The organism is Nocardia sp. NBC_00881 (assembly GCF_045207455.1).
Lineage (GTDB): Bacteria > Actinomycetota > Actinomycetes > Mycobacteriales > Mycobacteriaceae > Nocardia.
Window position 1 is genome coordinate 7,130,138 of sequence record NZ_CP108798.1, and the last position, 26,289, is coordinate 7,156,426.

Below are 26,289 nucleotides of genomic sequence, written 5' to 3' on the forward strand. Positions count from 1 at the left end.
TGGCCCGGGGTCTTCTCCCGAACGTGGCCCCAGCCCCAAAGTGGGAGGATCAGCGGTTGCGTCGGCAGCGTCCCACCAGGGATAAATTGGCTAGGCGTGGGATGAATCACATCGCTCTGGACGGCCTGCAAATACTTGGACATCCAACTATAGGATGACCGCATACCGCATACCGCATGGCGGTGTCCCGATCCGCTACAGAACAGGACTGGCATGGTTCGCGAGCTCACTCATTTCATCGGCGGACAGCATGTGCTCGGCACATCCGGAAACTTCGGTGACGTCTTCGACCCCAACCTCGGTCAGGTGCAGGCGCGGGTGCCGCTGGCGAGCAAGTCCGAGGTGGAGGCGGTCATCGCCAATGCCGAGGCGGCGCAGCCGGAGTGGGCCGCGTTCAACCCGCAGAAGCGGGCGCGCGTGCTGATGAAGTTCCTCACCCTGGTGCAGGAGGAAATGGATTCGCTCGCCGCCCTGCTGTCGTCCGAGCACGGCAAGACCATCGCCGACGCCAAGGGCGACATCCAACGCGGTCTCGAGGTCGTCGAATTCGCCACCGGCATTCCGCACCTGCTCAAGGGCGAGTACACCGAGGGGGCGGGCACCGGCATCGACGTCTACTCGATGCGTCAGCCGCTCGGCGTCGTCGCGGGCATCACACCGTTCAATTTTCCGGCCATGATCCCGCTGTGGAAGGCCGGTCCCGCGTTGGCCACCGGCAACGCATTCGTGCTCAAGCCGTCCGAGCGAGACCCCTCCGTGCCGCTACGGCTGGCCGAGTTGTTCCTCGAGGCCGGTCTGCCGGCCGGTGTGTTCAACGTGGTCAACGGGGACAAGGAAGCCGTCGACACACTGCTGCACGATCCGCGGATCAAAGCGGTCGGCTTCGTCGGCTCCACCCCGATCGCGCAGTACATCTACGAGACCGCGAGCGCTAACGGCAAGCGCGCCCAGTGCTTCGGCGGCGCGAAGAACCACGCGATCGTGATGCCGGACGCCGACCTCGACGACGTCGCCGATCAGCTGATCGGCGCCGGTTACGGTTCCGCGGGCGAGCGCTGCATGGCCATTTCGGTGGCCGTCCCGGTCGGCGAGGAGACCGCGGACCGCCTCGTCGCCAAGCTGACCGAGCGGGTGCACAAGCTGAACGTCGGTCGTTCCGACGACCCCGGCGCCGACTACGGCCCGCTGGTCGGCCAGGACGGCGTGAACCGGGTGAACAACTACGTCCAGGTCGGCATCGATGAGGGCGCGGAGCTGGTGGTAGACGGACGCGGACTGGTGGTGCAGGGCGCCGAGGACGGCTACTTCGTCGGCGCGACGCTGTTCGACAAGGTCACCCCGGCGATGCGGATCTACCGTGAGGAGATCTTCGGTCCGGTGCTCACCGTGGTCCGCGCCAAGGACTACGAGGAGGGGCTGCGACTGGCCAACGAGCACGAGTACGGCAACGGTGTCGCGATCTTCACCAGCGATGGCGATACCGCCCGTGACTTCGCCGCGCGCGTGCAAGTCGGCATGGTCGGCATCAACGTCCCGATCCCGGTTCCGATCGCGTACTACACCTTCGGCGGCTGGAAGCGTTCCGGCTTCGGTGATCTGAACCAGCACGGTCCGGACTCCATCCGTTTCTACACCAAGACCAAAACGGTGACCCAGCGTTGGCCTTCGAGCGTGCGGAGAGCCGTGCCGGTAGAGCGCGTCGCAGGCTCCGCGCCCAACGCCTTTGTCATACCGACGATGGACTGACGAATGTTCCTTCTAGACGACGACGAGAAGGCGATCCGCGACACCGCACGCGGTTTCGCCGACGAATTCCTCGCCCCGAACGCGCTGGAATGGGACGAGCAGAAGCACTTCCCGGTCGACGTGCTGCGCAAGGCGGGACCGCTCGGTCTCGGCGGCATCTACGTGCGTGAGGACATGGGCGGCTCGGGTCTGCGCAGGCTCGACGCCGTGCGGATCTTCGAGCAGCTGGCTACCGGTTGCCCGGCCATCGCCGCCTACATCTCCATTCACAACATGGCGGCGTGGATGATCGACAGCTACGGCAACGACGAACAGCGCAGCCGCTGGCTACCGCGGCTGACCACGATGGAACTGCTGGCCAGCTACGCGCTGACCGAGCCGGGCGTCGGCTCGGACGCGGCGGCCTTGAGCACCAGAGCCGTTCGCGACGGCGACGACTACATCTTCAACGGTACAAAACAGTTCATCTCCGGCGCGGGCGCCACCGACGTCTACGTCGTCATGGCACGTACCGGGATTGCGGGGGCGCGGGGGATCTCGGCGTTCATCGTGCCCGCCGACACTCCGGGCGTCTCCTTCGGAGCCAACGAGAAGAAGATGGGGTGGAACGCCCAGCCGACCCGCCAGGTGATCTTCACCGACGCCAGGATTCCGGCGGCAAACCTGCTCGGCGCGGAGGGCGACGGCTTCCGCATCGCGATGAACGGGCTCAACGGCGGTCGGCTCAACATCGCCGCCTGTTCGGTCGGCGGCGCCCAAGCGGCGCTGGATAAAACGGTGCCGTATCTGGCCGAGCGGCGCGCGTTCGGGGTGCCGCTGCTGAAGAATCAGGCGCTGCAATTCGAACTCGCCGACATGCGTACCGAGTTGGAGGCCGCTCGAACGCTGTTGTGGCGGGCCGCGTCGGCGCTGGACGCCGACGCGCCGGACAAGGTCGAGCTGTGCGCAATGGCGAAGCGATTCGCCACCGACGCCGGTTTCGAGGTGGCCAACAAGGCACTTCAGCTGCACGGCGGCTACGGCTACCTGGCCGAGTACGGTCTGGAGAAGATCGTCCGGGATTTGCGGGTGCACCAGATCCTCGAGGGCACCAACGAAATCATGCGGGTGGTTGTCGCCCGCTCGGTGGTAGGAGCGGCATGAGCGAGCGCAGCGAGCGAACAATGAACACAGCCGAGTACTCGGTCATGGTGGAGCCGAGCGAGCCGGAGGTTCTGATCGAGCGGCGCGACGGGCTCGGCCTCATCACGCTGAACCGGCCGAAGGCTATCAACGCGCTGAACCATTCTATGGCTCTCGCTATTACGGAAGCGCTGCGGGCTTGGGTGGACGACCACGCGGTACGCACCGTAGTCGTCACTGGTGCGGGCGTACGCGGTCTGTGTGCGGGCGGCGACATCGTCGCCATTCACGACGACGCGAAAAGCGGTGCCACCACCGCTGATTCGGCGACCGGTCGGTTCTGGCGCGACGAGTATGTACTCAACGCGCTGATCGGCCGCTACCCGAAGCCCTACGTGGTGGTGATGGACGGCATCGTGATGGGCGGCGGGGTCGGCCTCTCCGGGCACGGCAGTCACCGCATCGTCACCGAACGATCCACGATCGGCATGCCGGAGGTGGGCATCGGCTTCGTCCCGGACGTCGGCGGCACCTATCTGCTCGCTCGCACCCCAGGCGAGATCGGCACGCATGTCGCGCTGACGACCGCGCGGATGAACGCGGGCGATGCCATCGCGGCGGGCTTCGCCGATTATTTCGTCGCCTCCGAACATCTGCCAGCCCTGCTGGAGACTTTGCGCAGCGAGAGCGCCGATATCGCGATCGCCAAATTCGCCACGGACGCACCGGAATCCGCGCTGGCAGCGAGGTCGGATTGGATCGACGCCTGCTACCGCACCGACACGGTCGAGGAAATCGTCGCGCGCCTGCAAGCTGACGAAGCACCCGAGGCGCAGGCGGCCGCTGCCGAGATCCTGTCGAAATCGCCGGTCGCACTGAAAGTCGCGCTGCGGTCGTTACGGGCGGCGCGGACCGCGCCGAGCCTGGAGGCGGTCCTGAACGAGGAGTACCGCGTGTCCATCGCGTCGCTGTCGTCGCATGATCTGGTCGAGGGTATCCGCGCCCAGGTGATCGACAAGGACCGTAACCCACGCTGGTCGCCTCCGACTGTCGCCGAGGTAACAGACGCGCAGGTAGACGCATATTTCGCCGAACTGGGCGAGCTGGAACTGGGTTTGGTGGCCCCGGAGGTGGCGCAATGAGCGAAAAGATCGGTTTTCTAGGCCTCGGCCACATGGGCGCTCCGATGGCGGCCAACCTGGTGCGGGCAGGCTACGAGGTGCTCGCCTTCGATCCGGTGCCCGCAGCGCGGGACCAAGCCGAGCGGGACGGAGCCACCGTGGTCGGCGCGGCGTCGGAGGCGGCCGCCGCCGACATCGTGATCACCATGCTGCCCAACGGCAAACTCGTCCTCGAGGTGTACGCCGAGCTGCTCCCGGCCGCGAAGCCGGGCACCCTGTTCATCGATTGCTCCACCGTCGATGTGGCCGACGCCAAGTCCGCGGCCGAACTCACTATCAGCGCCGGCCATCGCGCGCTGGACGCACCGGTATCCGGCGGTGTCGCCGGCGCCGCGGCGGGCACGCTGACGTTCATGGTCGGCGGCGGCGCCGAGGACTTCGCCGCCGCGCTGCCGGTGCTCGAGGTGATGGGCGGCAAGGTGGTGCACTGCGGCGGCTCCGGTGTCGGCCAGGCAGCGAAGATCTGCAACAACATGCTGCTCGGCATCTCTATGATCGCGTTGTCGGAGTCGCTGGTGCTCGGCGAGAAGCTGGGTCTTGGTCATCAGTCCTTCTTCGACGTAGTCTCCACCGCCTCCGGTCAGAGCTGGGCGCTGACCAGCTACTGTCCGGTTCCCGGCCCGGTGCCGACCAGCCCGGCCAACAACGACTACCAGCCCGGTTTCGCCACCGCTCTGATGACAAAGGACCTCGGTCTAGCGGCGAATGCGCTGCGGAAGAACAACATCGACGGTCGGCTCGGATTGCTCGCCGCCGAGATCTACACCCGTTTCAACCAGACGGATGCCGGGCGAGACTTCTCGGCTATCGTCACCGATATCCGTAACCGTTCCGACGAAGAGGATGCCTGAAGATGGACGCATCGCGAAGCGATTCCGTGGGTGGTGGCGGCCGTGTGGCGGGAGGGCCCGACTTCGAGACGATACTGCTGGAGCGTAAGGGCCGGGTCGGCTGGATCACGCTGAACCGCCCCAAGGCACTGAACGCACTGAACGCGCAGGTCCTCGACGACGTCATCGCCGCGCTCGACGAGCTGGAGCACGACGACGAGGTCGGCGCCATCGTGATCACCGGGTCGGAGCGGGCCTTCGCGGCGGGCGCCGACATCAAGGAGATGCAGCCCAAGTCGTACATGGACATGTTTCTGAACGACTACTTCGCCCGCTGGGACCGGCTGGCGCAGTTCCGTAAGCCCACCATCGCCGCGGTCGCGGGTTACGCGCTCGGCGGCGGCTGTGAGCTGGCCATGATCTGCGACATCCTGCTCGCGGCGGACAACGCGAAGTTCGGGCAGCCGGAGATCAAGCTCGGCGTCATTCCTGGCATCGGCGGCTCGCAGCGCTTGACCCGCGCGATCGGCAAGGCCAAGGCGATGGATCTGGTGCTCACCGGGCGCAATATGGATGCCGAGGAGGCGGAGCGCGCCGGGCTGGTCTCGCGCGTCGTGCCCGCAGCCGAGTTGCTCGACACCGCGCTCGAGGTCGCCGAGACAATCTCGTCGATGTCGCTGCCGGTCACGATGATCGCGAAGGAGGCGGTGAACCGCTCCTTCGAGACCACGCTGGCCGAGGGGCTGCGCTTCGAACGCCGAGTCTTCCACTCGCTCTTCGCGATCGAGGACCAGAAGGAAGGCATGAGCGCCTTCGTGGAGAAGCGTCCCGCGAAGTTCGCCAACCGCTGAGGCGCGTGTACTGAGTCGCGTCGGCTCGTAGTTATCCGAAGGGCCCGGGGGAGGGCGCGATGATTTCGACCGGCGTCGGCGCGCCTTCCTCCGGCCTGTTCGAGCCCTTGTTCGTGGCGAGTAGCCCGGCGATGATGGCGCAGAGGGCGACGGTGACCGCGACCGCCGCGATGAGTTTGCGGCGGTCGACCGTGGTCGCAACCAGTGTGGCGCCGCACCGGGCCCTGGCCATTCGGACATCACCACCTGGTCGTTCGGCGGCCAACAGGACGGCGCCACGCGCCGAGACGTAGTCCGGCTCCGGGTCGTAGATGATCGGGAGATCGACCAGCTCGGCCAGCTCCTCGCGGATGCTGGGGTTTCGGGTGCAGCCGCCGAGCAACACCATGGCCTCGGGCCGGACCCCGGCCTCCTCGATGATCTGGCGCACGAACGACGCCGAGTGATGGATGCTAGCCGCGCACAGTTCGGCTAGGTCGCTGCGGGTCACTACAACCCGGCCGCCGGTGCTGGTGTCGATGGCCGTGACCACCCTGGCGCTACTCAACTCCTCACGGTGGTGTCGACTGGTCGGCTTGTCGGTGAGTACGCCACCGCGGGCGAGTCGCCAGCGCAGCAGCGCGTCATAGCCGTCGCCACCGAGCACCGTGCTTCGCTTGCTGGACAGGATGGTGTCGGTGCGGCAGTGGGCGTGGGTGATGGTCAGGCCGGAGCTGCCCAGGTCGTAGAGGATCACCGAACCGCTGTCGGGAAGTTGGCCGGTGAAGCGCAGATAGCGCAGCTGGGCGAGCGGTTCGTCGACGATGGTGACCTGCTGGCCGCCCGCGCCCGTCCGGATCGTGTCGGCATGTAGCGGACAACGGCAGGTTACGGCCATTACGGAGATCAACTCGTCGCGTCGGTCGGCGGCTCCGTGCATCTGGCGGATCGCCTCGAAGACCGGTTCCTCGATGCCGCCACCGGCGCGTCGAGGCACCTGACACTGATCGATGGGGGGTAGATGCGGCTGATCGGAATGCGTCAGCACCGCGCGAGCGCCACCAGCGCCCGCCGATACCCCCAAGACCAGCACCATGAATTACATGGTGGACCCTTTCGCTCCCGCTGCCAAGACGGCGGGCCCGACAATTGCCAGTTGGATGCTCGGCCAGCACTCCTCGGTCGTGTCATCGCAGGATGCGGCTGCCTCGGCCTTCGCTCGGCCCCTGCGTGGGGGTGCGGACGGGCGTCATCCGGCTGCACCCACTACGCAACCGACCGGTATGGCATCTCATTCTGCGCCAGTCGCCGACCAGTGCGCCGTTCCCTCGCCGGTGTCGAAATCGCCAGCGGCGTGGCGGAATTCCGCTAGCAACTGCAGTAGGGTGTGCAGCCGATTCGGTGGGAGCCCTGGCATCGCGAAGACCTTGGTATTGAGATCTTCGGTCGCCTTCGCCACCAATTCCCTCCCGGCATCGGTGATCTCGATCAAGGTAGCGCGCCGGTCGCTGGGGTGTGGCACCCGCTTGACGAGCTTCGCGCCCTCCAAGCGGTCGACGGTGTTGGTCACGCTGGTGGGGTGCACCTGCAATCGCGCGCTGGCCTTTGCCATCGGCAGCGCGCCGGCCTTGCTGAAGGCGAGCAGCATGAGCAGTTCGTAGCGGGAGAACGTCAGACCGGTCGGTTTCAGTGCCTCGTCGACCCGCGCCATCACGATTTGCTGTGCCCGCACGAGCGACGTCACCGTGGCCATGCCGTCGGCGACGTCCCCCCAACCGTGGCCGACCCACTGGCGGTGGGCCTCCTCGATCGGGTCTAGGGGAAGCGGGCGTGGCCGAGACATGTTTCGATCATTCCATGCGCGGCGCGCACCGGTCGGCGACATCCGGCTCGGCTTCGGATCACCGTGAGCGCAACGCTATGCGGCGTCGGTCGCCGCGGGCACTATCTATGGCGAGGCGGGCGTGGCTGAGTGGTTGAGGCAACGGTCTGCAAAGCCGTTTACGCGGGTTCGATTCCCGCCGCTCGCTCAATGGTCAGGGCTGTTTTTGGGAGGTCGGAGCCAGATTTTGCGTCATGCGGTCCGCAATTCGTCCGCAGCAGCTCTGGCACCGGCCTCTATCCCTGCCGCGACGACGTTCAGGTCGTCGGGGAACAGGTGACCGTACAAATCGAGCGTGAGCATCGCAGTCTTGTGGCCGAGCATCCGCTGGACGACTTTGATGTTCGCCCCGGCACTGATCGCCAGTGACGCCGCGGTATGACGTAAGCCGTGCGGCACCAGACCTCGAAGCCCGACCGAGTTCGCGGCCTCGTTGAACACCCGGCGAAACTCGTTGTACTCCAGAAGCCCGCCGTCCTTCTCGCTCGGGAACAGCTGTGCAGTCAATTCGCGGCCCTCCATGAGGTCTTGGAGATCCTTCGCCAACGTTTCCGGGACCGGCTCATACGCCGATTGTCTCGCTCCACTCGGTCGAGTCAAGGGAAAGAGCGCCCTTGACACGACCGAGTTCCGCTGAGGGCGGCAAGTATGAGGAAGCAGGGGAAGGGAAGTCACCCGGACACGCGAAGGCGGCGGGGGAGCAAAGAGATGATCTCAGCAAGGCTCGGCGGTTGATTTCGGCGGCACGACGGAATGCCCGTGGCCGGGCGGTCTCGATGCGCTGTGGCCAGAAAGTGCTTGTGCGGGATCCGCGACCGGTCCGCCGTGCTTACCTGTCATTAAGTGCGGCTTTGACGATGTCGCCGATCTTGGTGGGGCTGGCGGTGATGTGGCGCAGGGGTGTGCCAGCGGCCGGTGAGTACGGCGAAGCCGCGTTCGCCCACGCCGCGCAGGCCGCGCAGGAGTGCGTTGTATGACCCAACCTCAGCCAACCGCGCCAACGCTCCAAACCGCTGTTTTCCCAGGTTGTCTCACAGTGCCAACGTCAGCCAACGATGCCATGACCTGCACCGACGCCGACCATCGACCTGCAAAGCCGTTTACGCGGGTTCGATTCCCATCGCTCGCTCAAATGTGTGTCGGGGCAGGCCAGGCTAGGAGTCTGCCTCGACTTCGCTCGGCGCTGCCCGGGGCTGCGGACGGACTCCGGCCGCCTGCGGCCCCCTATGCGACCGCGCTCGGCTCGGTGTACGCCACCGCCGAACCGAGTACCTCGAGACGCACCCGCTGCCCCGCGGTGGGTGCGGCGACGCTGACCCGGCGCACCCGCACTGGGTCCACATGCCCGTCCAGATCGATCGTCAGCATCACGTCGGCGCCGCGGAACTCGACGTCGCGAACCATGCCGCTGTCCGGCTCGCCATCCGAGAGCGCATGGGCGACAAGCTGTTCCGGACGCATCATGATGGTCGCCGGCCCGGAGGGGGCGGAATTCTGCACCGGGATCCGTCCGAGCGCGCACTTGGCCACGTCGGCCTCGACCACTGCGTCGAGCAGCACGCAGTCGCCGAGGAAGCGGGCGGTGAACAGGTCTTTCGGCGCGGCATAGACCTCCTCCGGCGCGCCGACCTGGGTGAATCGTCCCTCGCGCATCACGGCGACTTGCTGGGCGAAACTCAGCGCCTCCTCCTGGTCGTGGGTCACCAGGATGCTGGTCATCCCTGCCGCGCGCAGAGTCTCGGCCACGGTCTGCCGGGTCGCCGCGCGCAGGCCCGCGTCGAGCGCGCTGAACGGCTCGTCCAGCAGCATCACGTCCGGCTTGCGGGCCAGCGCGCGGGCCAGGGCGACGCGCTGCTGCTGGCCGCCGGAGAGCTGGTGTGGTCGCCGGTCGGCGTAGGACGGGTCGAGCGACACCATCTCCAGCAGTTCGTGCACCCGATGGTGGCCGCGGCGACGTAGGCCACGCAGACCATAGGCGATATTCTGGCCGACGGTCAGATGCGGGAACAGCGCACCGTCCTGCGCGACGTAGCCGATGTTGCGCCGCTGCGGCGGCACCGAGATGCGTTCGCCGACAACGGTTTCCGATCCAATAGCGACCGAACCCGCATCCGGGGACTCGAATCCCGCGATGACCCGCAGTAGTGTGGTCTTGCCGCAACCGGATGAGCCGACCACGGCGGTGGCGCTGCGGTCGGGCACATCGAGGGTGATCCCGCCGAGTACCCGGGTGTGGCCGAAGGTCTTCGACACATCGGCGACGACAAGCCGACTCATACCCCAGCCGCCTTCCGGGAGTGGGTGAACAGCAGGTACGTCACCGGCACCGCGGCGACGATCATGATCAGGGCGTACGGCGCGGCGGCCGCGTAGTCCAATTCGCCCGACAGCGCCCAGAACCGCATCGCCAGCGTGCGAGTTCCGCTGGGCGCGAGCAGCAGTGTCGCAGTCAACTCGGTCGCCACGGCAACGAACACCAGCGCGGCCGCGGCGGCCGCGGCGGGCGCGGTGAGCCGCAGGGTGACCAGAAAGAAGGTAGCGGGCCCCGATTTACCCAGCGCGCGAGATGCCTCCTCCAGGCCCACCGGCACCTGGGCGAGCCCGGCGCGCACGCCGACCAGTGCCCGGGGCAGGAATAGCAGTACGTACGCCGCGACCACCATGCTCACCGTCTGGTAGAGCGGTGGCGCCCAGTGGATGGTCACCGTCACCATGGCCAGCGCGATGACGATGCCGGGCAGCGAACTGCTGATGTAGTTGGCGCCCTCGATGATCCGCGCGAACGCCGAGGTGGAGCGAACCGCGATCCAGGCGACCGGGAACGCGCACAGCGTGGTGAGCAGAGCGGCGATCAGCGCGAGCCCGACCGTCTGCGCCAGCGACGTGCCGATCTCGGTGAAATCCCAGACCGTCGCGCCGCCGATGCGCAACCAGCGTCCGATGGTCCACAGTGGGACGCCGAGCGCGGCGGCGGTCACCGCGACGAGCCCGGCGAGGACCGGTATTGCGCCGATTCTCAGCCGGATCCGGGTTGCGGCGCGCGGTGCTCCGCCGCCGATGCGCGCATAGCGGGCCCGGCCGCGGAGTGCGGCCTCGGCCGCCAGGAGCGCCAGGCAGCACAGCACGAGAACTCCGGCGAGCATGCTGCCCGCCGCACCGGCGAAGCTGGACTGATACTGCTCGAAGATGGCCGTGGTGAAGGTGTCGAACCGGACCATCACGAAAGCGCCGTACTCGGCGAGCAGATGCAGGGCGATCAGCAGGCCGCCGCCGAGAATGGCCAATCGCAACTGCGGCAGCACGATTCGCGTGAACACCGCCACCGGACCTGAGCCAAGCGCCCGTGCCGACTCCTCCACCGCGGGATCCAGGCGGCGCAGCGTGGCCGCCGCGGGCAGGTACACCAGCGGGAAATAGGACATCGTGGCGATCACCACGCCGGCCCAGAGGCCGTGCATGGTGGGGAAGGCGCTGACCCAGGCGTAGCTGTTGACGAATGCGGGCACCGCGAGCGGCGCCGCGAAAACCGGCCCCCACCAGGTTTTCCCGGGAACGTCGGTGCGTTCGACAACCCAGGCCAGCCCGACACCGAGCGCCACGCAGATCGGCACGGTGCACACCACGAGGCCGACCGTATTGCGCAGCAGCTCACCGACTCTCGGGCGGAAAACCAGCTCGGCAGTTTGATGGAGGCCGGTCGAGAAGAATGTCGACACGATATAGCCCAGCGGCACGAACGTCGCCGCGACCAGCAGCAGGGCGACGATCGTGACAGAGGGTCCCGGTCTGCCGATCCGGGGCGCAGCGGCAACGGTCCCGAGGGCCACGATTACAGCAGACCAGCCTCGGTCATCAGCGCCGTGACCTTCTTGGCGTCGAGCTGGGACGGGTCGATCGTCGGCGCCTTCAGGTCGGCCAGCGGTGGAAGCGCCGGGTTTGCGGCGACATCGCTCGCGACCGGGTATTCCATCGAGGTGCCGTCGCGCAGCACCTCTTGCCCGGCCTTGCCGGTGATGAACGCCAGGAACTTCTGTGCCGCCTCCTGCTTCTTGCTTGACTTCAGCACGCCGCCGCCGGAGATGCTGACGAACGCGCCGGGGTCTTGGTTCTTGAAGTAGTGCAGCGCGGTGTCTGCGCTGCTCTCCTTGGTGTTGGCCTGGTCGCGGTACCAGTAGTAGTGGTAGATGACGCCGCCGTCCGGGCTGCCGGAGTTGACCGCCTTCATAGTGGCAACGTTGTTCGGGAAAGCCGTCGCGTTCTCCTTCATGCCCTTCAGCCACGCACGGGTGACGTCCTCGCCCTTCAGCGCGAGCATTCCCGCCACGATGGCCTGGAAGTCGGCGCCGGACACGCCCGCACCCCAACGGCCCTTCCACTGCGGCTGGGCCAGGTCGAGCAGCGAGGCGGGCAGCTGATCGGCCGGGACCTTGTTCTTGTTGAAGACGAAAACCGTCGAGCGTGCCGCGATGCCGGTCCACCTGCCGGTGGAGGGGCGGAACTGCGCGGGTACCTGATCCAAGGTCTGTTTGTCCAGGTCGGCGAACAGTCCCGCGTTTTCCACCAGGGCCATGGCGGGGGAGTTCTCGGTGAGGAAGGCGTCGGCCGGCGACGCCGCACCCTCGGCGACGAGCTGGTTGCCCAATGCGGTGTCACCGCCTTGACGCAACGTCACCTTGATACCGGTCTGCTTGGTGAACGCGTCCGCCCACTCCTTGGTGAGCGATTCGTGCTGCGCGTTGTAAACCGTGATCTCGTTCGCGTCGTCCGAGGAATTCGAGCAGGCCGTCAAGCCGAGCGCCGCCACCGTGACCGCCAGTCCCGCGGCGAGCGATTTCCATCTGACCGGCTTCATCCTGATCCTTCCGACGCGCCGACATCCCTGTGCATATGTTGAGCCTTACCTAAGGAACATACCGCGTCCGACGTGCCCGGATGGTCTCGGTCCCGCCGCGCTGCTCGGGAAATCGCGGGGTTGTCAGGTGCGATCCGAAAAGTGGCACAGCACAACATGCTTGCCGCACACCGCGAGGTAATCCGGCCGCCGGAGCTGCGATGCGTCGATCGCGGGCATCGTGCGGGTGTAGCGCTCGGACGCTTCCGCGGTGAGATCGACCGCGAGGAGTAGGCGCTCGGCACCGCGGTCGGGGCGGCGCGGATCGTCCAGCGCCGCGGCGGGCATCACCTCGATATCGGCGGAAGCCTGAGGTCCTGCCGGAAGCCGGGCACAGCTCGCCGACGACCAGGCCGCTGTAGTGCACACGTCGTTGGCGAGGGCTCCGAGCACGGTCCGGCGACCAACTCATGTGTGGGCGTATTCGGTCAGGTCGGCGCGGAGCAGACCTTCCACTTGCCGTCTTCCTTTCTCAGGTGCTCGGTAGTGCTGGTATCGGAATCGGGCGTCTCACCAGGAATCGCCACAGTGAGCTTGCCGGTGATCTTCGCGGTCGCGCTGCGGCCGGTGACCACGATGCCCTCGATCCTCTCGATGGTGACCGAGACCGTCGCCGCATCGAACTCTTTCTTCTGCTCCTCGGTCATCGCGTCGAACTCGGCGCGATCGGCCGCGCATGCCTTCTCGGCCGCCGCGCGGAAGCCCTGCGAGCCGAGCACCTCGTAGAAGTCGTGGATGGCGAACTGGATCTTCTTCTCGTCCGAGCTGAGCGGGCCCTTGCCCTGCGAGGTCAGGAAAATGCCCGCGATCACCGCGCCCGCGACGGCGAGCGCCACGATCGCCACCACACCGGCGATCAGACCGGTCCAGCTCTTCTTCGGCGGCCGCGGCGGATATCCGCCGGGTAAGCCCCCGGGCTGCGGATAGCCCGGCGGCGGGTTGCCGTGACCCATCGGCGGCGGCTGGCCGGTGGGCTGCTGTTGTGGGTAGTGCGGTCGATCCTGCGGCGGCTGTGCGCCCGGCGGATAAGTCATCGTCTCGCCTCCGGTCTACCCCCGGTACTGGCACGTTACGGCAACGGCGCGCCCGGGCGACGACAAACGAAACACCGACTGCCGGCGTGTCGTCGCAGGTCGGGGAACAATCCACCGCTGACGCGGGCGCGCAGCGACATCGCCACCTCGACGTGGTGCCAGAGCGGCGGTCCGAGTTCTGCCGCGTCAGGGCTCACGCCTCGAGCGCGGCGTGCCACCGGGCGGTATCGGTGTATTGGTGCAGTCGCGTGATGCGACCGTCGACGACCCGCCACAGGTGGACGAACTCGGCGTCGTATGCGCGTTTGGTGGCGCGTGCCGATCCACGATAGTGGCCGGTCACTACCACCGTGCCGTCGCTGGTCTCCTGCCAACTCTCGTCGTACGGTGCGGTGTTGAATTCCTGGGCGACCGCGCCCCAGATCCGGGTCATCGCCTCATGCGGGCCGTGGAAGGTGCCGCCCGCCCCGCACGGCATGCCCGGTGCGGTCCGTGCCTCGAACTCCGGATGCAGCAGTGACAGTATCGCCGGACCGTCTCCTGTCTGCGTGGCCTCGTAGAAACCTTTGACGACCGCGAACTTCGCCGACATCTCACACTCCTTCTAATATGTTCATTCTAGAACAATCATATTAGAAGCGCGCCTGCGGTGGCGGCCAGCGCCCGTGGTCGCCATCTCGAAGAAGTTCCGTGGCCAGTGGTCGCGGATCCGGCTGCCTGTTGCCTGCCGTGGATGCGGGCTAATATTCGAACATGGGTTCGACAAGCGAGGGGCCGCCGCGAACCGACGGCACGCAACCGGAGCTGGTCTACCCGAACAAGACCGGCCACTACTACCGGACTCTGACCTACCCGCCGCGGCCGGTATGGGTCCGGCTGGACGCGATCCTGATCCGTGATCCGGGAACCCCGCGGCATGTGAACGGCGCGGGCGTCATCATGCATGGCGAGCGCCCTGGCACGCTGACGCACTGGCTGCCCACCGTCGACGGCGACTGGATGGGTCGGGTGACCTACAGCGTCCAGTTCGCCGATGGTCGCCCGGATCTCCACCTGCGGGATCAACTGGTCCCTGCCTATGCCCTGCGTCCGCGACGCGCCCGGGAATCCGAGCGTCGATCGACGTGACTCGCGGAAGTCGGTGCGCGTGAACGTCGCCGTGTACTGAAGCTGCAAATTTGCCTGCTCTGCCGCCTTTGTGAAAGCACCTGAGTGTGGCCTGTCAATTCGGTTTGCCCGGGCGTGTGTCCGCCTTCGGGAGTGTTGTCCCGCTTGTTGTCGGTCCGGTTGTCGCGGTGGGGGGCCGGTGATACGTTGCCGGGCATGGGATTTCAGTTGCCGCATCCCGACGTGCTGTGGGCGCGTGTGACCGTCTTCGACGTGATCACTTCCGCGACCCATGGCGACGACGACTATCGGGTCGCGAGCGGAGAGGAGATCGGGCAGTCGGCCAGAGTGGACGGTGCTCGGCTGATCAACGACGACGGCGCGGGCAATTGGTACACACTGATCAGATACTCCGGTGATCGCGCGCTGCTGTTCGGTACGGACGAGGACAACGAGGTCGCGGGTACAGCCTACGATCCGCTGGCCGCAGCGCCCACCTGGGTCCACTCGGTGGACTTGACGGCGAACCGTCCCAGCGACCGTCCGATCACCTTCGTGCGCTGGTGGGAAGATGGTCGCTGGCAGCACACTTCAACGGATCTCGACGACGGCCTCGAGATGAGTCTGAGTGCCGCGGCCGACCGCGAAGGCTTCGCCGGGGGCATCATGAGCGCGGCGATTCACGCTAAGTGGGTCGAGATGGACTACGAGGCAGGCAAGCTGACCGCTCTCACCGTCGACCCCACCGCCCTCCATGCCCTGTGTGACGCCACCGAAACCGGATCCGTCAGCAACGCCCATCTCTACTTTCTCCACCCGGACCTGACCGCCTCCGCCTTCGCCTACCTTTCGCGCGCCGGGGTCCTCGCCGGCAGCCCCAAGCCCACCGAACCCCTGCCGTAACCGGCAACCGCCCACTCAGCCCATGAAGGCCTCCGACCGCTGGTCGGGGGCCTTCCAAGCTTTTCGGCCACCTGGCCGGCTGGGCGAGCGGCACACCATGGAGGGGTCTTCTCGCAGTTTGCCGCAGCCGTGTACCACTGAGGGCTGCCGGTCGGACGACGGAAAGGCCCCTAACCGTGCTAACGCTGGTCGGTGGTGAGCAACGCAGTCGCAGTCGCAGCGGCAGGCGGCGGTAGCGGATCGGCTCTTCTGCTCGGCTCCCCCGCCGATCGGTCCACCTTCCCACGGTAGATGCATGCTATTCTTTGCATGAAATATTGCATGTAATCATGCCTAGGACGGTGGGCAATGGCGACGGTTCAGGTGCGAGACGTCCCGGATGAAGTGGCAGCGGTGATCGCGGAGAAAGCCAGTGCTGAGCACAAGTCGGTGTCGGCGTATCTGCGGGACCTGATGGCAGCAGATGTTCGGCGGGAACTGCAGCGGCGGGCTATCGCCAAATGGGACGAAGAGTTGCAGCAGACGCAGCAGCGGCTGGGTATCACCGGCCGGGCGACGGTGTCCGGAGCCGAAGCGGTGCGTGCAATTCGGGACGGTTACGACCAGGGCGAAGAGTGATCGTCGTCGATGCCTCGGTCTGGGTCGATCTGCTGCGGGGGTCACTGCCGCCCGGCTATGCGGACCGGATCCGCCGATCCGGGTGTGTTTCCCCTCCACATGTGGACTTCGAGGTCGGCTCCGCACTGATCCGGCTGGCACGCCGCGGCGAACTGGAATTCGATCAAGCGCGTGCATTGATCGCCGCGTTCAGCAATCACCCCGTGGAGCGGATCCGCGAGCCGGTGGATTCGGTTGCCGCCGTGGGAGTGATCGATAACGCCACCTACGCGGATGCCTGGTATATCGCGCTGGCCCAGCGCCTCGCCTATCCACTGATGACCCTGGATGACGGGATGCAAAAGGCCGCTCGGATCCACGGGGTGGAACTCGTGGGCGCGTCCGGCTGACAGGGGTATCGATTCTGTGGCCGGTTGATTCCGTCAGTTGCGGCGCGGGTTTGCTCCTTACCGTGACTGCGTTCGGGCGACCAGACCGCGCGGTTTGTCGCTGGTGCGTTGCGTGCGCTTGTGCCCGGCGCTGTGTCACCAGGTACCGCGACAAGCAGACGCTGCGGCTGCGGGAGTCGGCAACCTACTCCAACGGAGTGGCCAAGCTCGTCTACGACGTCGTGCGCTGAGCGGGATCGAGCGCGATCGCGCCGCCCGCCCGGGCGCGCAGCTGCCGGGCGGTCCGCCCGACGTACCGGCGCAGCGCGCGAGCGAGATGGGCTCGTCGTAGTGCCCGAGCTTGTCGACGATCAGCCCAGCCATTGCACCAGCAGCAAATGAACCTCGCGTTGCTGCTCGAGCACGAGGTAGACGACCTGCCCGGCAGAGTCGGGGCCAGTAGCGGACGGCACCGTCGGGATTGGCTGCGCGCTGCGGGTGTCCCGCCCACGGCTGGACCTCGAGCACAGTCAGCACTTCCGCATAGTCCGCCAGCGCTTCAACCGGAAGTGCCGCGACTTGCTCGGACGTTTCCGGGTCTGGGATGATTCGGTACAACCTCAGCTGGCCTGCCGCCGCGCGATCAATGCCCGCATGTCCTCGATAGAGCCCGCGCCCAGGTTGGTGCCGGCCCGCTGGATCTGCTCGGCTTTGGCCTGCAACCGAAAGTAGGCTCCCGGCTCGCGCGCCTCGGTGGCGGCGATGTGCCGCCATTTGGTGAGCAGTTCGAGGACGCCGGAAAGTTCTTTGCTGTCCTTGGCTCGATCCAGCACGATCTCCCACTCACGGTCGAACTCGGCGAGCATCGTGCGGGTCAGCGCCGCAGATCGCTGCCGGTTCAGCCGCGGGGACACCCATCACTGGTTCGGGCAGTGGTGAGGGAGAGGCCATACCTCACCCTAACGCCCCGTGTGTCCGACGTGCGACATACGTGCGACACACACAGGATGAAGACGGCAAATCACAGGTACTCACGGTAACTGCACGGCACCCGGATCGGGCACGAAAAAGGCCACCTACTAAGGGTTGTGGTAGATGGCCTTCGGTGCCCTCGGCAGGATTCGAACCTGCGGCCTTCTGCTCCGGAGGCAGACGCTCTATCCCCTGAGCTACGAGGGCGGGATAGGACTCGGTCGGGGCCAGTGATTGCGGTTCCGATCGGGCTGGGCCAGCCTATCGTATCGGTCGCCGTCCGCCAAAAAGTGCGCCGGGCCGGGGACTTCGGGCTCAGCCCGCCGGGAGGGGAGCGGCGCCGCGGGCGCTGAGCATCGTTGTCAGCAGATCGGATTCGCCGCGCTGAGTCTTCGACATGGTCTCGGCGAGCGTGCTTACCGCGGTTGTCTCGGCGTGCTGGGCGGCATAGTCGATCATCGGGAGCCCGCCCTGGTGGTGGCGCAGCATCAGCTGCAGGAACATGGTGTCGAGTTCGGGTCCCGTGGCTTGGCGCAGCGCGGCGAGTTCGGCGGGGGTCGCCATGCCGGGCATGGTGGCCATCGGGCCGGACATGCTGTGGCCAGGCGAGTCCGTACCGGAGTGGTCGTGACCGTTCGACGGGTCGGTCATCCAGCCCATGTATCCGTCCACGCTCTGCGCCGGCTTGCCCCACAGCTGCAGCCAGCCCTGCATGCGGCCGATCTGGCTCTGCTGGGTGGTGAGGATGTCGTAGGCAAGGCGGCGGACGTCGGTGCCGGTGGAACGCACCAGCACCACGCCCGCCATTTCCACGGCCTGGGTGTGATGCGCCGACATGTCCTGGCTGAAACCGATGTCTACGATGCCGGGGTCCGGCTCGGACGAGGTATCCAGGGGAATCCGTGCCAGCACACCGACCGCGAAGCCGATCAGGATGGCACCGATCGCGCCGAGGATCACCAGCGCTGTGCGCTGGTGGCGGACCTGTCCGCCGAGGCCGGATGCGGCCTCCGGGATATCGGGGTCGGAGGCCACTAGCGTCCCGCGCCCGGTGTGGACTGCGTCGGCGCCGGAGCGCCGGGCAGCCCGGGGAGACCGGGGACGCCGGGCGGCAGGCCACCGGGCATGCCGCCGCCGAGTTCGGACGGGTCGGGCTGCAGGCCCTTGCCGTCCATCGGCACCGCATCGGGTCCGGGCGGCGTCGGGTCGAACGGCGGCGGGTTGTCGGTATCGAAGACGATCGTCGAGCAGTCCGCCCCGACCTCGGGGTAGGTGTAGGAGTTCAGCCGCAGCGCGGTGATGAACTGGCCGACGCGCTTGTCGTCGGGGCTGTCCAGCTTCAGCTGGTGACCCCAGGCCTGCAGCGACACCGGGGGTTCCTGCCCGGGGTAGGGCGACATCAATGTGTACGGCTTGCCCTGCACCTTCGCCTTCAGCGTTTCGATCCCCTCGGCATTCACCTTGTCCGGATTGTAAGTGATCCAGATGGCGCCGTGCTCGAGTGAGTGCACCGCGTTCTCCACCCGGATCGGCTTGCCGTAGACCACGCCGGTGCAGGTTGCCCAGGACTGGTCGTGCGGACCGCCGAACGGCGGCGACTGGTCGTAGGCCACACGCTGGGTCGGGCCGATATGCAGACCGGCTGGGTATTCCCTCTTCACCACGCCCGCGATGTCGTCGGAGGGGTCTTTCCTCTGTGCGCTCGGCGTGTACTTGTCCAGGTCGGCCTTCTCCTGGTATTTGGGGACCAAGTTGTAAGCCAGCACACCGATCAATGCGATGATGACTACGGCCGCACCGATGGCCAGCCAGGGGATCTGGCGATTCTTCTTCGGAAGTTGCCCACGTCCGCCGCCTTTGCGGGTAGCCGACAACTTCGCCGCGGCCTTGGCGGCCTTGGCCGATTTGGCGCTGGGACTGCTCGGCATGGTTCGTTGTGCTCTCTCGACGTGACGGATTCGCTGGCTGTGCGGTGCCCACCCGAGGTGTACACCCGCTCAGACCATAGGATAGAGACTCGTGACTCCAGCTGACCTTGCAGATCTCCTTCACGCGACTGCGGCAAAGGTGCTTGTCGAACGTGGACTGGACCCTGCGGTCCTTCCCGACGAGGTCAAGGTGGAGCGCCCCCGTAACCCGGAACACGGTGACTATGCCACCAATGTGGCGCTGCAGGTGGCCAAGCGGGCCGGAACGAACTCACGTGAGCTGGCAACCTGGCTGGCCGACGCGCTGGCCGACGCGGACGGTGTTGCGATCGCCGAGGTCGCGGGGCCGGGCTTCCTGAACATTCGCCTCGCCGCGTCCGCACAGGGCGCGATTCTCGAGCAGGTGCTTGCCGCGGGCGCCGCGTACGGCACCGGGGAGACGATGAAGGGCACCCGAATAAATCTCGAGTTCGTGTCGGCCAACCCGACCGGCCCGGTGCATCTCGGTGGCACTCGCTGGGCCTCGGTGGGCGACGCGCTGGGCAGAATCTTGGCCGCGCAGGGCGCCGACGTGGTCCGCGAGTACTACTTCAACGACCACGGCGCGCAGATCGATCGGTTCGCGGCCTCGCTGGTCGCCGCGGCGACCGGAGCGCCGACCCCGGACAACGGTTACGCGGGCGCCTACATCGGAGAGATCGCCGAGAAGGTTGTGGCCATGCACCCTGATGTGCTGAACAAGCCGGAGCCCGAGCGACTCGAACTGTTCCGTGCCGAGGGTGTCGAGCTGATGTTCGCCCACATCAAGGAGTCGTTGCACGAGTTCGGTACCGATTTCGACGTCTACTTCAACGAGAGCTCGCTGTTCGCGTCCGGCGCGGTCGAGCAGGCAGTGGAGAAGCTGAAGAACTCCGGCGACCTCTACGAGAAGGACGGAGCCTGGTGGATCGCCAGCTCCGAATACGGTGACGACCAGGACCGTGTGGTCATCAAGAGCGACGGCAAGGCCGCCTACATCGCAGGTGACATCGCCTACTTCCAGAACAAGCGCACTCGCGGCTTCGACCTGTGCATCTACATGCTCGGCGCCGATCACCACGGCTACATCGGCAGGCTGAAGGCCGCCGCCGCCGCGTTCGGCGACGACCCGGACACTGTCGAGGTGCTCATCGGGCAGATGGTGAATCTGCTCAAAGACGGCGTCGCGGTGAAGATGAGCAAGCGCGCGGGCACTGTGGTGACGCTCGACGACTTGGTCGAGGCGATCGGCGTGGACGCGGCGCGGTACTCGCTGGTGCGTTCATCGGTGAACTCGAGCATCGACATCGACCTCGATCTGTGGACCAGCCAGAGCAACGAGAACCCGGTCTACTACGTGCAGTACGCGCACGCGCGGACCGCGTCCATCGCACGTAACGCCGCCGAATTCGAATATCACTCGGTCACACCGGATCTCGCGCTGTTGACCGCCGAGGAGGAGGGCGAGCTGATCCGCACCCTCGGTGAGTATCCGCGGGTCGTGGTCAGTGCGGCGAGCCTGCGCGAGCCGCACCGGGTGTCCCGCTACCTGGAGGAGTTGGCCGGCGCCTACCACCGGTTCCAGACCAACAAGAACCTGCGTGTCCTTCCGTTGGGCGACGAGCCCGTCTCGACGACGAACGCTGCCCGGTTGGTCCTGGTCAACGCCACGCGTCAGGTCCTGGCCAACGGCCTCGGGCTGCTCGGCGTCGGCGCGCCGGAGCGCATGTGAACCGGGGCCGCAGGTTTCCCAGCCGAGCAGCGTGCGGAAGGAAGCACTGGTGAGCGAGCGAACCATTCCGAGTGTCAGCGAGGTGGATGCGGTGAGTGAGCGGGGCGAGCGAATCGCAGCCGCATTCGGGGTCGTGCCGGCGTCGAGCGTCAGCGAGGTGCGGGCATGACCGCGCATCCCGCTGGTCCCCGGCACGCCGAGATTCCGCATGCCCCGAATCTGCCGGAGCGCCCGAGCGATTCGAAGCAGATGATCGACCTGCCCGCGAACGTGTGGCCGCGTAACGCCGCACGCGAAGACGATGGTGTGGTCCGGCTGGCCGGTGTGCCGGTGCACGACCTGGCGGCCCGGTTCGGCACGCCGCTGTTCGTGGTCGACGAGGACGACTTCCGTTCCCGCTGCCGCGACATGGTCCGCGCCTTCGGTCCGAACGCGCGAGTCCACTACGCGTCCAAGGCCTTCCTGTGCGGTGAGATCGCCCGCTGGATCCGCGACGAGGGTTTGTCGCTGGACGTGTGCTCCGGCGGCGAACTCGCCGTGGCGCTGCATGCGGGATTTCCAGCCGAGCGAATCGCGTTGCATGGCAACAACAAATCCGTGGCCGAGCTGGAGGCCGCGGTATCCGCCGGTGTCAGCCATGTCGTGGTCGACTCGCTGATCGAGATCGAGCGCATGGAAGCCATCGCTGCTCGTGCCGGCGTCGTGCAGGATGTGCTGGTCCGGGTCACCGTCGGTGTGGAAGCCCATACCCACGAATACATTTCGACCGCGCACGAGGACCAGAAGTTCGGTTTCTCGATCGCGGGCGGCGACGCGATGGAAGCGCTAGCGCGTGTCTTCGATGCCGACAACCTGCGTCTGGTCGGCCTGCACAGCCACATCGGCTCACAGATCTTCGAGATCGACGGCTTCGAGATTGCCGCGCGTCGCATGCTCGGCCTGCTGCGTGAGGCCATCGACAAGTTCGGCGTCGATCGGACCGCACAGATCGCCACGTTGGATCTCGGTGGTGGACTTGGCATTTCGTATTTGCCGTCGGACGATCCTCCGCCGTTGGACGAGTTCGCCGCGAAACTGCGCAAACTGGTCGCGGCGGAGGCGGCCCGCGCGGGTCTGCCCGAGCCGACCATCGCCGTGGAGCCCGGCCGTGCCATAGCGGGCCCAGGAACGGTGACGCTGTATGAGGTGGGCACCACCAAGGACGTCTCGCTGGACGGAGGTCTGCGCAGGCGTTACGTGAGTGTCGACGGCGGCATGAGCGACAACATCCGCCCCGCGCTGTACCAGGCCGACTACGACTGCCGTCTGGTCTCGCGGTCCTCGGAGGCGGGGCCGGTGGTCGCGCGTGTCGTCGGAAAGCACTGCGAGAGCGGGGATATTGTCATCCGCGACACCTGGTTGCCCGCCGACGTCGGCCCTGGCGACCTGGTGGCCGTTGCCGCGACCGGCGCCTATTGCTATTCGATGTCCAGCCGGTACAACCAGCTGACCCGCCCTGCGGTGGTCGCGGTGCGTGACGGACAACCACGACTCATTCTGCGCCGGGAGACGGTGGCGGACCTGCTGAGCTTGGAGGTGGAATCGTGACGGAGAGCGCGAAGAACGGTATCTGGGGGATCGATCGTCCGATCGGTGTCGCGGTGCTCGGCATGGGCAACGTCGGGACCGAGGTCGTGCGCATCCTGCGCGACCACGCCGAGGACCTGCGCTCCCGGGTCGGAGTCCCAGTGGTGCTGCGCGGCATTGCCGTGCGCAACCTCGACACCGACCGCGGCGTCCCCGCGGAACTGCTGACCACCGACGCCGACGCTCTCGTCGCCCGCGACGACATCGACCTGGTCGTCGAGGTAATCGGCGGCATCGATCCGCCGCGCAGGCTGATCCTGGCCGCGCTGAACGCGGGCAAATCCGTGGTGACCGCCAATAAGGCGTTGCTGGCCGACTACACCGGCGAACTCGCAGCGGCCGCCGAGCGCAGCCGAGCCGACCTGTACTTCGAGGCCGCCGTCGCCGGTGCCATCCCGGTGGTGCGCCCGCTGATCCAGTCCTTGGCCGGTGACCGGGTGAACCGGGTCGTCGGCATAGTGAACGGCACGACCAACTTCATCCTCTCCGCGATGGACGAGACCGGCGCCGACTACACGGCCACGCTGGCCGAGGCCACCCGGCTCGGTTACGCGGAGGCCGACCCGACCGCCGACGTGGAGGGCTACGACGCCGCGGCCAAGGCCGCGATCCTCGCCTCGCTGGCTTTCCACACCCGGGTCACTGCCGCAGACGTGTACCGCGAAGGCATCTCCCGGATCTCCGCGGAGGATTTGGAGACCGCGTCCGCGCTGGACTGCACCGTGAAGCTGCTGGCTATCTGCGAACGCGTGGACGCGGGCCCTGGCGAGCCGAGTCCCGAGGAGGGTGGCAAGGAGCGCGTCTCCGTACGGGTCTACCCGGCCCTCATCCCGCGCAAGCATCCGCTCGCCGCGGTGACCGGCGCCTTCAACGCGGTCGTCGTCGAGGCGGAGAACGCCGGGCGGCTGATGTTCTACGGACAGGGAGCAGGAGGCGCGCCGACCGCTTCCGCGGTGCTCGGCGATCTGGTTATGGCGGCGCGCAACAAGTTCTACGGCGGCCGCGCACCGGGCGAATCGGTTTATGCTGAGCTACCGATCGCGCCGATCGGTGATACGCCCACCCGCTACCACGTGAACCTGCAGGTCGAGGACCGTCCTGGGGTCCTGGCCAAGGTGGCCGGCGAATTCGCCAACCACGGGGTGAGCATCTCGACCGTCCGTCAACAAGGGCACGGCTCGGGAGCACGCCTGGTCGTGGTAACCCACCACGCGGTGGAATCGGCGCTCGCGGACACCGTGGCCGCCCTGGCGGAAATGACATCCGTCACATCCGTGACCAGCGTTCTGAGATTGGAAGGCACCGAAGAATGAGTACAGTGTCGCGCAGCGACGCCATGAGGGGCGGTGGCCGGGAGACGGGTGGGTGTACGACTGGCGTCGAGCCGCAGGCCGGGGTGCACTCCCGCTGGCCGGGGCTGATCGCGGCCTACCGCGACCGGCTCGCGGGCGCAGCCGACTGGGAGCCGGTCACCCTGTACGAGGGTGGTACGCCGTTGGTGCCCGCGCCACACCTGTCCGAGCTGACCGGGTGCGAGGTCTACTTGAAGGTCGAGGGCCTGAACCCGACCGGCTCGTTCAAGGACCGCGGCATGACCATGGCGATGACCGACGCCAAGTACCGCGGCCAGCAGGCGGTGCTGTGCGCGTCCACCGGCAACACCTCGGCATCCGCGGCGGCGTACGCCACGCGCGCTGGCATGAGCTGTGCCGTGTTGATCCCGCAGGGAAAGATCGCGATGGGCAAGCTTGCCCAGGCCGTCATGCTCGGCGCGAAGATCATCCAGGTGCAGGGCAACTTCGACGATTGCCTCGAGCTCGCCCGCAAGGTCACCGCGGACTTCCCCAGTATCGGCTTGGTGAACTCGGTGAACCCGGCACGCATCGAGGGCCAGAAGACCGCGTCCTTCGAGATCTGCGATGTGCTCGGCAAGGCGCCCGACGTGCACGCGCTCCCGGTCGGGAACGCGGGCAACATCACCGCGTACTGGCGCGGCTACCGCGAGTACTACACCGACGGTGTCACCACCCAGCTGCCTCGCATGCTCGGCGTGCAGGCCGCGGGCGCCGCGCCGCTGGTCAACGGTGCCCCGGTGAAGGACCCGGAGACTATCGCGACCGCCATCCGGATCGGCGCGCCCGCCTCCTGGAACGGCGCGGTGGCGGCCAAAGAGCAGTCCGGCGGTGCCTTCCGTGCCGCCACCGACGAGGCGATCCTGGAGGCGTATCGCCTGGTCGCGGCCACTGAGGGTGTGTTCGTCGAGCCCGCGTCGGCGGCCGGCGTGGCGGGCGTGCTCGCCGCGCGCAAAGAGGGCTGGCTGGATTCCGGTCTCACTGTGGTGTGTACCGTGACCGGCAACGGTCTCAAGGACCCGGACACCGCGCTGTCGGGTATGCCGCAGGTGCAGGCGATTCCGGTCGACCCGGTCGCAGTCGCTGCCGAGCTCGAGCTGGCCTGAGTTGACTTCGCACGACAGTCAGCTGATGAGCGCTACGCTGCCCGTCGGTCTCACCGTGACCGCACGGGTGCCCGCGTCTACCGCGAACCTCGGTCCCGGGTTCGATTCGCTAGGTATGGCATTGGGGATCTACGACGAGATCGAGGTGCGCACCACCGATTCGGGGCTCACCATCCGGGTCGAAGGTGAAGGCGCCGACGATGTGCCATGGGGCCCTTCGCATCTCGTGGTCCGTGCGATCGAGCGCGGACTGGAAGCGGCGGGCGTATGGGCCGATGGCCTCGATGTAGTATGCCGCAACGTGATTCCGCATTCGCGCGGTCTCGGTTCGTCGGCGTCCGCCGTGGTCGGCGGCTTGGCCGCCGGGTGCGCCCTCGCGGCGAAACTCGACCCGGAGTTGGCCACCTCCGTGGATCAATTGGTGCAGCTCGCCTCGGAATTCGAGGGCCATCCGGACAACGCGGCGGCCAGCGTGCTCGGTGGAATCGTCGTGTCGTGGACCGAGACAGATCGCGTCGCAGACCTGGGACGCGAGGGCGCTGCGGTGGCGGAGTACCACGGCCGGGTCTACCGCGCCGTGCGTCTCGAGCCGCATCCCACGCTGCATCCGGTCGTGCTGATCCCCGAGGAGCGCTCGTCCACCGCACACACCCGCGGTCTGCTGCCCGAGGTCGTGCCGCATGGGGACGCCGCGTTCAACGTCAGCCGGGCCGCGCTCGCCGTTGTGGCGCTGACCCAGCGGCCTGATCTGCTGATGCCAGCTACCGCGGACCGCCTGCACCAGACCCAGCGTGCCCCCGCGCTACCGCTGACCACCACCTGGATCGCCCGCCTGCGCGCTGCGGGGATCGCAGCCACCGTCTCCGGCGCGGGACCGACTGTCCTGGCCCTGGGGACCAGCGAATTCCCGGCGGAGCTCCGTGAACTCGCGGCCGCGGACGGCCTGCGCGTGGTGGAGCCGGGACTCGCCGAGGGCGTCCTGGTCGACTGATGGCGCGTCCGCCTTGCCGAGATTCACAATAGGCAGCTATCCTGAGCGAGTC

At 67.0% G+C, this 26,289-nt stretch carries 27 protein-coding genes and 2 tRNA genes; 16 read left to right on the top strand and 13 right to left on the bottom strand.

What is annotated here, in order from left to right; all coding sequences use genetic code 11:
• The first annotated feature begins 213 nt into the window (after positions 1-213).
• The 5 genes from OH799_RS30080 to OH799_RS30100 are packed head-to-tail and all read left to right on the top strand — an operon-like array spanning position 214 to position 5,730.
• The gene (locus OH799_RS30080) at positions 214-1,746 is read left to right on the top strand and encodes a CoA-acylating methylmalonate-semialdehyde dehydrogenase (protein WP_406271038.1); all 1,533 of its coding nucleotides are present in this window, start codon (positions 214-216) and stop codon (positions 1,744-1,746) included.
• A 3-nt stretch (positions 1,747-1,749) separates the two neighbouring features.
• Positions 1,750-2,889, top strand: a complete 1,140-nt coding sequence (locus OH799_RS30085) for an isobutyryl-CoA dehydrogenase (RefSeq protein ID WP_406271041.1) — start codon at positions 1,750-1,752, stop codon at positions 2,887-2,889.
• A gap of 44 nt (positions 2,890-2,933) precedes the next feature.
• The gene (locus OH799_RS30090) at positions 2,934-4,010 is read left to right on the top strand and encodes an enoyl-CoA hydratase/isomerase family protein (RefSeq protein WP_406282722.1); all 1,077 of its coding nucleotides are present in this window, start codon (positions 2,934-2,936) and stop codon (positions 4,008-4,010) included.
• Positions 4,007-4,900 carry a 3-hydroxyisobutyrate dehydrogenase gene (mmsB, locus tag OH799_RS30095; RefSeq protein ID WP_406271044.1) on the top strand — a complete coding sequence of 298 codons (894 nt, stop codon included), beginning with the start codon at positions 4,007-4,009 and terminating at the stop codon, positions 4,898-4,900. The genes OH799_RS30090 and mmsB overlap by 4 nt, the downstream gene beginning before the upstream one ends.
• 2 nt (positions 4,901-4,902) lie before the next feature.
• A complete protein-coding gene (locus OH799_RS30100) occupies positions 4,903-5,730 on the top strand; it encodes an enoyl-CoA hydratase (protein ID WP_406271047.1) in 828 nt (275 codons plus the stop codon).
• 31 nt (positions 5,731-5,761) lie between these two features.
• Here OH799_RS30100 and OH799_RS30105 read toward each other — a convergent pair whose 3' ends face one another.
• Together OH799_RS30105 and OH799_RS30110 are read right to left on the bottom strand one after the other, a co-directional pair.
• Positions 5,762-6,805 (bottom strand): Hsp70 family protein, encoded by a 1,044-nt coding sequence (locus tag OH799_RS30105; RefSeq protein WP_406271050.1) that lies wholly within the window; start codon positions 6,803-6,805, stop codon positions 5,762-5,764.
• 195 nt (positions 6,806-7,000) lie between these two features.
• On the bottom strand, positions 7,001-7,552 hold the full coding sequence (locus tag OH799_RS30110) for a MarR family winged helix-turn-helix transcriptional regulator (protein ID WP_406271052.1): 552 nt from the start codon (positions 7,550-7,552) through the stop codon (positions 7,001-7,003).
• A 115-nt stretch (positions 7,553-7,667) separates the two neighbouring features.
• Here OH799_RS30110 and OH799_RS30115 point away from each other — a divergent pair.
• Positions 7,668-7,739: transfer RNA gene (locus OH799_RS30115), tRNA-Cys, on the top strand.
• Between the two features lie 44 nt (positions 7,740-7,783).
• Here the strand turns inward: OH799_RS30115 and OH799_RS30120 are convergent.
• Entirely contained in the window at positions 7,784-8,266 is a 483-nt protein-coding gene (locus tag OH799_RS30120; RefSeq protein WP_406271055.1) for a tyrosine-type recombinase/integrase, read from the bottom strand.
• 176 nt (positions 8,267-8,442) lie between these two features.
• Between OH799_RS30120 and OH799_RS30125 the strand changes: the two genes are divergently transcribed.
• Positions 8,443-8,568, top strand: a complete 126-nt coding sequence (locus tag OH799_RS30125; protein ID WP_406271058.1) for a hypothetical protein — start codon at positions 8,443-8,445, stop codon at positions 8,566-8,568.
• A gap of 247 nt (positions 8,569-8,815) precedes the next feature.
• On the opposite strand, the gene OH799_RS30130 is transcribed toward OH799_RS30125, so the two are convergent.
• The 6 genes from OH799_RS30130 to OH799_RS30155 form a co-directional block, all read right to left on the bottom strand.
• Positions 8,816-9,868, bottom strand: a complete 1,053-nt coding sequence (locus OH799_RS30130; RefSeq protein WP_406271061.1) for an ABC transporter ATP-binding protein — start codon at positions 9,866-9,868, stop codon at positions 8,816-8,818.
• Positions 9,865-11,421, bottom strand: a complete 1,557-nt coding sequence (locus OH799_RS30135; RefSeq protein WP_406282725.1) for an ABC transporter permease — start codon at positions 11,419-11,421, stop codon at positions 9,865-9,867. Before OH799_RS30135 ends, OH799_RS30130 begins: the two co-directional genes overlap by 4 nt.
• Entirely contained in the window at positions 11,421-12,443 is a 1,023-nt protein-coding gene (locus tag OH799_RS30140) for an iron ABC transporter substrate-binding protein (RefSeq protein ID WP_406271064.1), read from the bottom strand. The genes OH799_RS30135 and OH799_RS30140 overlap by 1 nt, the downstream gene beginning before the upstream one ends.
• Positions 12,444-12,566: 123 nt before the next feature.
• Positions 12,567-12,875: a hypothetical protein gene (locus OH799_RS30145; RefSeq protein ID WP_406271067.1), complete on the bottom strand. Its 309-nt coding sequence runs from the start codon at positions 12,873-12,875 to the stop codon at positions 12,567-12,569.
• A 35-nt stretch (positions 12,876-12,910) separates the two neighbouring features.
• The gene (locus OH799_RS30150) at positions 12,911-13,516 is read right to left on the bottom strand and encodes a hypothetical protein (RefSeq protein WP_406271070.1); all 606 of its coding nucleotides are present in this window, start codon (positions 13,514-13,516) and stop codon (positions 12,911-12,913) included.
• A 193-nt stretch (positions 13,517-13,709) separates the two neighbouring features.
• Positions 13,710-14,108 (bottom strand): nuclear transport factor 2 family protein, encoded by a 399-nt coding sequence (locus OH799_RS30155; RefSeq protein WP_406271073.1) that lies wholly within the window; start codon positions 14,106-14,108, stop codon positions 13,710-13,712.
• A gap of 161 nt (positions 14,109-14,269) precedes the next feature.
• On the opposite strand from OH799_RS30155, the gene OH799_RS30160 reads away from it, so the two are divergent.
• The 4 genes from OH799_RS30160 to OH799_RS30175 all read left to right on the top strand — a co-directional run bounded on the left by OH799_RS30160 (position 14,270) and on the right by OH799_RS30175 (position 16,533).
• Entirely contained in the window at positions 14,270-14,644 is a 375-nt protein-coding gene (locus OH799_RS30160) for a hypothetical protein (RefSeq protein WP_406271076.1), read from the top strand.
• A 195-nt stretch (positions 14,645-14,839) separates the two neighbouring features.
• Positions 14,840-15,526, top strand: a complete 687-nt coding sequence (locus tag OH799_RS30165; RefSeq protein WP_406271079.1) for a hypothetical protein — start codon at positions 14,840-14,842, stop codon at positions 15,524-15,526.
• A gap of 348 nt (positions 15,527-15,874) precedes the next feature.
• Complete coding sequence (locus OH799_RS30170; RefSeq protein ID WP_406271082.1) at positions 15,875-16,144, top strand: hypothetical protein; 270 nt, start codon at positions 15,875-15,877, stop codon at positions 16,142-16,144.
• Positions 16,141-16,533, top strand: coding sequence for a type II toxin-antitoxin system VapC family toxin (locus tag OH799_RS30175; RefSeq protein ID WP_406271085.1), 393 nt, complete (start codon positions 16,141-16,143; stop codon positions 16,531-16,533). Before OH799_RS30170 ends, OH799_RS30175 begins: the two co-directional genes overlap by 4 nt.
• 599 nt (positions 16,534-17,132) lie before the next feature.
• Here OH799_RS30175 and OH799_RS30180 read toward each other — a convergent pair.
• The 4 genes from OH799_RS30180 to OH799_RS30195 all read right to left on the bottom strand — a co-directional run bounded on the left by OH799_RS30180 (position 17,133) and on the right by OH799_RS30195 (position 19,412).
• The gene (locus OH799_RS30180; protein ID WP_406271088.1) at positions 17,133-17,426 is read right to left on the bottom strand and encodes a DUF6247 family protein; all 294 of its coding nucleotides are present in this window, start codon (positions 17,424-17,426) and stop codon (positions 17,133-17,135) included.
• Positions 17,427-17,618: 192 nt separating this feature from the next.
• Positions 17,619-17,691, bottom strand: a tRNA-Arg gene (locus tag OH799_RS30185).
• Positions 17,692-17,799: 108 nt separating this feature from the next.
• Positions 17,800-18,519 carry a DUF305 domain-containing protein gene (locus tag OH799_RS30190; protein ID WP_406271091.1) on the bottom strand — a complete coding sequence of 240 codons (720 nt, stop codon included), beginning with the start codon at positions 18,517-18,519 and terminating at the stop codon, positions 17,800-17,802.
• Positions 18,519-19,412, bottom strand: a complete 894-nt coding sequence (locus OH799_RS30195; RefSeq protein WP_406271094.1) for a DUF3105 domain-containing protein — start codon at positions 19,410-19,412, stop codon at positions 18,519-18,521. The genes OH799_RS30190 and OH799_RS30195 overlap by 1 nt, the downstream gene beginning before the upstream one ends.
• Positions 19,413-19,503: 91 nt before the next feature.
• Here OH799_RS30195 and argS point away from each other — a divergent pair, with 91 nt between their 5' ends.
• From argS to thrB, 5 genes are all read left to right on the top strand, one after another.
• On the top strand, positions 19,504-21,162 hold the full coding sequence (gene argS / locus OH799_RS30200) for an arginine--tRNA ligase (protein WP_406271097.1): 1,659 nt from the start codon (positions 19,504-19,506) through the stop codon (positions 21,160-21,162).
• 165 nt (positions 21,163-21,327) lie between these two features.
• The gene (lysA, locus tag OH799_RS30205; protein WP_406271100.1) at positions 21,328-22,749 is read left to right on the top strand and encodes a diaminopimelate decarboxylase; all 1,422 of its coding nucleotides are present in this window, start codon (positions 21,328-21,330) and stop codon (positions 22,747-22,749) included.
• Entirely contained in the window at positions 22,743-24,101 is a 1,359-nt protein-coding gene (locus OH799_RS30210) for a homoserine dehydrogenase (protein ID WP_406282729.1), read from the top strand. The genes lysA and OH799_RS30210 overlap by 7 nt, the downstream gene beginning before the upstream one ends.
• Before the next feature lie 23 nt (positions 24,102-24,124).
• Positions 24,125-25,246: a threonine synthase gene (gene thrC, locus OH799_RS30215; RefSeq protein ID WP_406282732.1), complete on the top strand. Its 1,122-nt coding sequence runs from the start codon at positions 24,125-24,127 to the stop codon at positions 25,244-25,246.
• Positions 25,247-25,271: 25 nt separating this feature from the next.
• A complete protein-coding gene (gene thrB, locus OH799_RS30220; protein WP_406271103.1) occupies positions 25,272-26,237 on the top strand; it encodes a homoserine kinase in 966 nt (321 codons plus the stop codon).
• Positions 26,238-26,289 lie beyond the last annotated feature (52 nt).

Excerpts from the sequence above, each read along its gene's own strand:
- lysA (WP_406271100.1), top strand. The coding sequence starts at position 21,328 with ATGACCGCGCATCCCGCTGGTCCCCGGCACGCCGAGATTCCGCATGCC.
- thrB (WP_406271103.1), top strand. The coding sequence starts at position 25,272 with ATGAGCGCTACGCTGCCCGTCGGTCTCACCGTGACCGCACGGGTGCCC.
- mmsB (WP_406271044.1), top strand. The coding sequence starts at position 4,007 with ATGAGCGAAAAGATCGGTTTTCTAGGCCTCGGCCACATGGGCGCTCCG.
- OH799_RS30170 (WP_406271082.1), top strand. The coding sequence starts at position 15,875 with ATGGCGACGGTTCAGGTGCGAGACGTCCCGGATGAAGTGGCAGCGGTG.
- OH799_RS30130 (WP_406271061.1), bottom strand. The coding sequence starts at position 9,868 with ATGAGTCGGCTTGTCGTCGCCGATGTGTCGAAGACCTTCGGCCACACC.
- OH799_RS30090 (WP_406282722.1), top strand. The coding sequence starts at position 2,934 with ATGGTGGAGCCGAGCGAGCCGGAGGTTCTGATCGAGCGGCGCGACGGG.
- OH799_RS30140 (WP_406271064.1), bottom strand. The coding sequence starts at position 12,443 with ATGAAGCCGGTCAGATGGAAATCGCTCGCCGCGGGACTGGCGGTCACG.
- OH799_RS30165 (WP_406271079.1), top strand. The coding sequence starts at position 14,840 with ATGGGATTTCAGTTGCCGCATCCCGACGTGCTGTGGGCGCGTGTGACC.
- OH799_RS30105 (WP_406271050.1), bottom strand. The coding sequence starts at position 6,805 with ATGGTGCTGGTCTTGGGGGTATCGGCGGGCGCTGGTGGCGCTCGCGCG.
- OH799_RS30100 (WP_406271047.1), top strand. The coding sequence starts at position 4,903 with ATGGACGCATCGCGAAGCGATTCCGTGGGTGGTGGCGGCCGTGTGGCG.
- OH799_RS30080 (WP_406271038.1), top strand. The coding sequence starts at position 214 with ATGGTTCGCGAGCTCACTCATTTCATCGGCGGACAGCATGTGCTCGGC.
- OH799_RS30195 (WP_406271094.1), bottom strand. The coding sequence starts at position 19,412 with ATGCCGAGCAGTCCCAGCGCCAAATCGGCCAAGGCCGCCAAGGCCGCG.
- OH799_RS30085 (WP_406271041.1), top strand. The coding sequence starts at position 1,750 with ATGTTCCTTCTAGACGACGACGAGAAGGCGATCCGCGACACCGCACGC.
- OH799_RS30110 (WP_406271052.1), bottom strand. The coding sequence starts at position 7,552 with ATGTCTCGGCCACGCCCGCTTCCCCTAGACCCGATCGAGGAGGCCCAC.
- OH799_RS30155 (WP_406271073.1), bottom strand. The coding sequence starts at position 14,108 with ATGTCGGCGAAGTTCGCGGTCGTCAAAGGTTTCTACGAGGCCACGCAG.
- thrC (WP_406282732.1), top strand. The coding sequence starts at position 24,125 with ATGAGGGGCGGTGGCCGGGAGACGGGTGGGTGTACGACTGGCGTCGAG.
- OH799_RS30150 (WP_406271070.1), bottom strand. The coding sequence starts at position 13,516 with ATGACTTATCCGCCGGGCGCACAGCCGCCGCAGGATCGACCGCACTAC.
- OH799_RS30160 (WP_406271076.1), top strand. The coding sequence starts at position 14,270 with ATGGGTTCGACAAGCGAGGGGCCGCCGCGAACCGACGGCACGCAACCG.